At 56.9% G+C, this 5,313-nt stretch carries 4 protein-coding genes and 2 pseudogenes; 1 reads left to right on the forward strand and 5 read right to left on the reverse strand.

Features of this window, described 5'->3' with window-relative positions:
* Positions 1–80: 80 nt before the first annotated feature.
* The gene (locus BN1800_RS38835) at positions 81–449 is read right to left on the reverse strand and encodes a hypothetical protein (protein ID WP_087006186.1); all 369 of its coding nucleotides are present in this window, start codon (positions 447–449) and stop codon (positions 81–83) included.
* Positions 450–981: 532 nt separating this feature from the next.
* Between BN1800_RS38835 and BN1800_RS38845 the strand changes: the two are divergent.
* Positions 982–1,739 (forward strand): annotated as a pseudogene (locus tag BN1800_RS38845) (IS5 family transposase).
* Between the two features lie 188 nt (positions 1,740–1,927).
* Here BN1800_RS38845 and BN1800_RS38850 read toward each other — a convergent pair.
* The 4 genes and pseudogenes from BN1800_RS38850 to BN1800_RS38865 all read right to left on the reverse strand — a co-directional run.
* On the reverse strand, positions 1,928–2,716 hold the full coding sequence (locus tag BN1800_RS38850) for an ABC transporter permease (protein ID WP_027513881.1): 789 nt from the start codon (positions 2,714–2,716) through the stop codon (positions 1,928–1,930).
* A gap of 3 nt (positions 2,717–2,719) precedes the next feature.
* On the reverse strand, positions 2,720–3,742 hold the full coding sequence (gene nodI / locus BN1800_RS38855) for a nodulation factor ABC transporter ATP-binding protein NodI (RefSeq protein ID WP_084606775.1): 1,023 nt from the start codon (positions 3,740–3,742) through the stop codon (positions 2,720–2,722).
* Positions 3,743–3,793: 51 nt separating this feature from the next.
* Positions 3,794–5,074, reverse strand: a complete 1,281-nt coding sequence (gene nodC, locus BN1800_RS38860) for a chitooligosaccharide synthase NodC (RefSeq protein WP_027513879.1) — start codon at positions 5,072–5,074, stop codon at positions 3,794–3,796.
* Positions 5,061–5,313 (reverse strand): annotated as a pseudogene (locus BN1800_RS38865) (hypothetical protein); the annotation flags it as partial. The gene nodC and the pseudogene BN1800_RS38865, both read right to left, overlap by 14 nt.

Genomic DNA, 5,313 nt, shown 5'->3' on the forward strand with positions numbered 1-5,313 from the left:
TGTTGATATCGACTTTCACGGTAGCCATAGGCTGCTCCTTTAGCGGAATTTACTGTTGATCCACATGTGATGGTGGACTGTCATGGAAGCGTTCCTGTCAAAGTCCAGACTGTCCCGGTGTCCATGCTTTGATTGAGCACCGAGATGGTGCCGTTGGCCGCTCCCCTTTGATTGGCTGGATCCGTCGTCTGTTGCACGGAGTTGGAGATCATTGCAGCAGCGACCGTACCTTTACCGATCTGGACTTGGATGTTCGCGTCACCCGCCGCGGTTCGTCCTTGCATGTCGACTCGGGCAACGCCCACGTTGTGCAATGTGCCAGCCCCACGTCCTAGATCGGCGAAAGTGATTTGTGCAATGACAGCCGCACAGTCATTCTGCTGCTGCCCACGGTTCGGGGTAATTCTTCCCCGGATTGCGTTGTTGGTGTTCGTCTTGATCAACGGCATAATGAACTCCTCTCGTGCCTCCTGAAGGAGTTTCAAGATTCGTGCCAAGTCGGCCGATTGAGCTGACGAAACAATTATTCGCTGCTATCTCAAAGAGGTGGGCGGAAAATGCGGGATCGGGCGAAGAGGAATGCGTGTCGCGGAGCCGACAAAGGTGACGATGAATGTCGTAAGTTGGACGCTTGAAGATAGCTATAGATGTGAGCTTTCCCGGTTGCCGCGTTGAGTGGAAATTTTCTTGTTATTTGACAGAGCGTGACCGAAAAGCTTATAAAGCAGCTATATCCCCGTCATTGCCATCAGATAAAGGAAGGGCCGGCCCGATCGGCGCTCAGTGCGATGCCTCGACTCCGCGCTTTGCAAGCAAACATTTCAACGCTGGCGCCGCTGGTCGGCTATGCCTCCGAAGGTGCTGACAAGAGGCGGCGGGGTGATGTCACGTTGTCAGCGACTTAGGACCGATCGACATTCAGGATTCCCAAATCGGTTGATCACTGATTCATAGGGTACCGTGTGAAGCACGGAGGCCTTGATGGGAGTGAAGCGATACGAGTTGAACGAGGCGCAATGGTCGAGAATTGCGCCTTTGTTGCCAGGCAAGGCCAGCGATCCAGGTCGGACGGGCGTAGATAACCGGTTGTTTGTGAACGGATGTTTGTGGGTGCTGCGCTCGGGTGCACACTGGCGGGACCTGCCGGAGCGCTACGGCAAGTGGAAGACGGTCCATCGCCGGTTCAGTCGCTGGTGCCATGCCGGCGTATGGGAACGGGTCTTTGATGCCCTCACTGCTGACCGGGACAATCAGTACTTAATGATCGACAGCACCATCGTGCGTGCCCATCAACAGGCGGCGAGCGGAAAAGGGGGGCCAAGGATCAGGCGCTGGGGCGTTCCAGAGGTGGACTAACGACCAAGATCCATATGCTGGCCGATGCACTCGGGCGTCCCTTGCGCTTTATCGTGACGGCCGGCCAGGTCGGCGACATCACGCAAGCTCCCGCTCTTCTTCATGATCAGACAGGTCAGGCCGTTCTGGGCGATAAAGCCTATGACAGCAATGCCTTGCGGGCAACAATCGCGAAGATGGAGGCCGAAGCGGTCATACCCTCAAACCGTTCCCGAAAAGTCATCATTCCGCATGATCCGATCATCTACAAGCATCGCAATCGCATCGAAAGGTGCTTCAATCGCCTGAAACACTTCCGACGCTTTGCCACACGCTACGAACGTCGAACTATTCACTTCATAGGATTCATCCATCTCGCTGCGATCATGATCTGGATACCATGAATGTCGATCGGCCCTTAAGACTAGAGCGCGATGTGATCGCCCCCTAAGAGGCAAGACGCGATGATGCCCGTTCGCCGTTCCGATCGGCCCTCCATGCTGCGACAAGACAAGCCAGAACCGCTATGCTCCAATAGATGTTAGTGGAAGTTTCCACTGATGACCCGTATTGTCCGCCGCACCATGTCTGGTCACGGCATTAGGCGTCGACGGAGCAATGCAGCCGACAAGAAAAATGGTACTACTACGTAGATACAAAGAGCGCCGATATGCAGGCCGACATCGATCACCGGGCGGCCGAGCATTGTCGGACGGATGAGCTCGATCGAATGTGCCAGCGGCAAGAATCGTGTTACCTGTTGAAAAGCGCCAGGCAGTTGGTCGACTGGAAAGACAGCGCCGGACAGGAACAGCATCGGTGTGATGACGAGCGTCTGATAGAATATGAAATAGTCGTAACTGGGCGCAAGTGCCGTGACGACCATGGCTAGGCTCGCAAACGCTAGGCCGGTCAGGGCGATGATCGGCAGCGCATAGAGGAGGGACGACCATTCCGCGTAGCCCAGCATGGCGGCGACGATCCCAATTCCGGTACCCGCCAGAGACGCCTTGGTCGCTGCCCACGCCAATTCACCGACAACGATATCGCCGATCGTGACCTGTGTGTATAGGATTGCTTCCCAAGTGCCTTGAGAGCGCATGCGAGCGAAAGCCGCGTAAACCGTTTCGGAGGTCGACGCGCTCATCGCGCTTGTCGCAACCAGTCCGGCTGCCAGAAATGCAATGTACGATACGCCGTCAACGCGCCCAACCATCATTCCCAAGCCAGTGCCGAGGCCGAACAGGTAGATCAAGGGGTCGGCGAGGTTACCTAGGATCGACGCAAGCGCGACTTTTTTCCATGCCAGATAATTGCGGCGCCATACGGAAACCCAGTTCCACACGTTGGCGGGCAGAGCCGCCGCATAAAGCTTCCACATCGTTCAGTCCTTCAGCTCACGCCCGGTCAACCGTAAAAAGACGTCCTCAAGATTAGGCGCACGCTGTAGAATGCGCAGACCCGCGCGCCCGTCCAGTTGCACTCGCACCTGCTCTGGGTCGGGGGCATAACAGAAGAGGGTCTCGCCGCTCACCTCTATGTGCCGCGCGTATGAACTGACCAGCGCACTCAACTCATGGGGATTCCCACCGTAGACCTCAATTACCTGGCAACCGATCTGCTCGTCTATCAGCTCTTGAGGCCGGCCTTCGGCGATCTTTCGCCCTTCTTCGAGCACGCACAGCCGGTCGCACAACCGCTCGGCCTCTTCCATGATATGGGTGGTCAGGAGAATCGTCTTGCCGCGTGCCAACAGCGAGCGCAGCCGTTCCCAGATCAGGTGGCGCGCGTGCGGGTCGAGTCCAGTGGTCGGCTCATCCAATATCAAGAGCTGGGGGTCGTTGATGAGCGCACGCGCCAGTGTCAGGCGCCGCCTCATACCGCCGGATAGGTCCACGACACGGGCATCGGCTTTGCTCTCAAGGCGCGCAAACTCAAGGAGCGATGGGATGATCGCTTCGATTTCGTTCTTGCTCATCCGGAAGTATCGCCCGAAGACCAACAAGTTCTCGCGCACGGTGAATTCCAAGTCGAGGTTGTCGAACTGCGGAACTACGCCGATACCCATGCGAGCTAGGCGAGCCCGCGCAGGCACCGGCACCCCGAGCACAGTGATCTCACCCGTACTAGGGGTTGTCATGCCAAGGATCATACGCGTGATCGTGCTTTTCCCCGCGCCGTTCGGCCCTAACAGACCGAAGCACTCACCCGCCGCAACGGTGAACGAGAGTCCATCGACAACGGATCTGTCACCGTATGACTTTTTTACGTCGGCAAGATCGATTGCCACGGTTGACATGGAATCAGGTGTGGAAATCTTGACGCTGAAACCCGTGGGGCCCTCCCGCTCGAACGGACTCGGCTCAAGGCGGCACGAAACCTGTGGGCCCAACTCACGATTTAACAATTGACTTTCGCCTCCTTTTGCAAAACTCGCCGATCTACGGTATCTGGCTAATCACGCGACATCGGACGTGCCTTCGGATGCCGCCAACCTTGGGCTTTGCACCGCGATCTGCTTTCGACCGCTGTCCGGTACATTCGGAGCGAAACCGCGCGACAGCCAATCGCTGTTAGACAATGTACACAAGGCATAGGCTTTCAAAGGAAGTAAGAGAAAGAGGTTAATAGGTGTGTGCAGCGCGAAACCCAAAAATCTAAGTTGGCGAGCACGAAACGCTACAACACTGCAGCGTATCATGGTCATGGAGACAATCATCAAGACTGTCCAGCATGGCACTGTGGCTGACAGTATGAATTCCGCAAGTCCCGTCACTAGTGACACCGCGAGTAACAGCGGCCCGACATTCTGCCCGATCACGTCGAACGTGAGAAAGCGGTCAAGGCCTGGCAGTAGCTGGAGTGCTAGAAAGGTGTCCCGGAACGTGCTGCGTGCCCAACGCAGTTGTTGGCGCAGATACGATCCCAGCGTGTCCGGAACGACTGTTGCTACGACGGCGTCCGGAACATACTCGGTTCGGAAGCCTGCTTTCAGCATGAGAATCGTCAGATGGCGATCCTCACCGAAGTCACTTGGTCTGCCCCGAAACAGTTGCGTCTCGTACTGATCTAGCAGGGAAAGGAGCGCGGACCGCCGGTACATAGCACTTGGGCCGCAGCAACACATCACGGCACCGAAGCGTGCCTGTGCCGCGCGTTCTTCGTTGCAGGCAAGCCAATACTCCATATCGATCAATCGCGTCAGCCAAGTGTCACGCCGGTTGCTGGCGATCAACTGGCCCATCACCGCACCGACCCCCGGATTTTGCATCGTCAATGCGAGCTTGGTCACGACGTCGGACGCGACAGTGCTGTCTGAGTCCACATTTAGCACCAAATCTCCAGATGATTGGCGTATTGCGGCGATCTGCGCTTTGCGTTTTCCGACATTCTCCGGGAGCAGAATAAAGCTGAACCTCGGATCGCGCGCATAAGCATCATGTACACGCACGATTGCGTCGCGGTTCCTAGAACCGTCATCGACGACATAGACTCGCAGTTCTCCAGCATAATCCTGGTCTGCAATGGACGCGAGGCACGCCGAGAGGATGCGCGGGTCCTCGTTAAAGCAGGGGACGATAACATCAACGGCTGGCCGGGGGCCGGTCGCGACCGGTGGCGCCGAGATTGCTGATCCGTTTGCGGGGCGAGTATAAAGGACCTGCATGCTCTTGTAAGCGGTCGAGAGCAGGGCATAGAGCGAGATGGCGGCGATGCTGGCTGTGTCAAGCAGATACATGGGCTCTCGTCTGTTCTGTGATGCTGGGAAGTGCACGAATTCGAAAACCATGGCTGTGCAGCGCCGGGATGATACGTGAAAGCGCCAAAAGAGTTTGGTCACGCAGACCCGAAAGCCCAACCTCATCGGGAGGACAGCCGTCGTGCAAAAGCACGATTGCGCCAGGTCGAGCAGTAGAAAGTACTGCATCAACAATCGCGTCGACGCCCGGCCGAGACCAATCTCTCGGGTCTGACGAC

The organism is Rhizobium sullae (assembly GCF_900169785.1).
In the GTDB taxonomy this organism is placed as follows: domain Bacteria; phylum Pseudomonadota; class Alphaproteobacteria; order Rhizobiales; family Rhizobiaceae; genus Rhizobium; species Rhizobium sullae.

Coding starts and splice junctions, on each gene's coding strand:
- BN1800_RS38835 (WP_087006186.1), bottom strand. CDS start 449: ATGCCGTTGATCAAGACGAACACCAACAACGCAATCCGGGGAAGAATT.
- BN1800_RS38850 (WP_027513881.1), bottom strand. CDS start 2,716: ATGTGGAAGCTTTATGCGGCGGCTCTGCCCGCCAACGTGTGGAACTGG.
- nodC (WP_027513879.1), bottom strand. CDS start 5,074: ATGTATCTGCTTGACACAGCCAGCATCGCCGCCATCTCGCTCTATGCC.